Genomic DNA, 1,091 nt, shown 5'->3' on the forward strand with positions numbered 1-1,091 from the left:
CGCGAATTCAACTTCGAAGTGCAATTCCCGATTAAAAATCAGGCTGCTTTCAGAAGTTCGTCAAAAACCACCTGTGGCTGTTTAAATCCCAAGCATTTGCGCGGCCTGAAGTTCAGCCGCTTTTCGACGGCTGACAGTGCCTCTGCTGTCACCACACTCAAATCACTGCCTTTGGGCACATATTGCCGCAGCAGACCATTGCTATTCTCATTCTGTCCCCGTTCCCATGCACTGTATGGATGCGCAAAGTACACCTGCGCTTCCAGCTCTGCTGCAACACGTTCATGTTCGACAAACTCGCTACCATTGTCAGCTGTGATGGTATGGACATGTGCCTGGTAGGGTTTCAGCATGCTGATAATGGTGTCCGCCACCGCGCTGGCTGTTTTGCTGGGAACGTATTGAACCAGGTAGAGCCGGCTCTTACGCTCCAACAGACTCACTATTGCACCGCTGCCTTGCTTACCCAACACGGTATCGACTTCCCAATCTCCCACACGGCTCCGCTCATTGACTATCGCAGGGCGTTCATCAATCGATACCGGATTGGGAATGACACTGCGTTTGCTGTTCTTACCCTTGCGATAGCGTTTGTGACCCTGACGCAGATGCCGGTATAGCGTGCCACCGTTGGCCTTGTCGCGTGCCACATAGCGGTATATCCACTCGTGGCTAACCGGGCAGTTAATCATGTCTCCAACGCCACTGATTTGCTCGGGACTCCAGTCCGCGACCAGCGCCATGCAAACAAAGTCGATGGTATCAGACGGGACAGTACGCTTCTGACTCGTCAGCCGTCGTGCCGTGGCAAGTTGGTGAGCCTGCTGCGGCTGATAGGCCTGCCCAGCACAATTACGACGAAGCTCACGACTGATAGTCGATGGATGAACCCCGAGCTGTTTGGCAATGCGGGCCTGTGACAGGCCATGGTCACGGAGGCAGGCAATCTGGTATCGTAGCCCCTCGGTCAACTGCTGGTATTTCATGGTGTATCGCTTTGTTTCTTTGGCGAGAAGAAGCGTACCCTAACTGGTAGTTGACCGCCTCTCTCCTATGCACCATGGGCATTGCACTTATTATCTGAATTCACG

General features: G+C 53.4%; 1 protein-coding gene. It reads right to left on the bottom strand.

The genetic code is table 11. The features are described 5' to 3' along the window. Window positions 1-38: 38 nt before the first annotated feature. A complete protein-coding gene (locus OKC31_RS21615) occupies window positions 39-986 on the bottom strand; it encodes an IS30-like element ISAeca1 family transposase (RefSeq protein WP_012564931.1) in 948 nt (315 codons plus the stop codon). Between the last annotated feature and the right edge of the window lie 105 nt (window positions 987-1,091).

It is taken from the genome of Aeromonas sp. Y293-4, from assembly GCF_027705905.1.
Taxonomy (GTDB): Bacteria; Pseudomonadota; Gammaproteobacteria; order Enterobacterales; family Aeromonadaceae; genus Aeromonas; species Aeromonas veronii.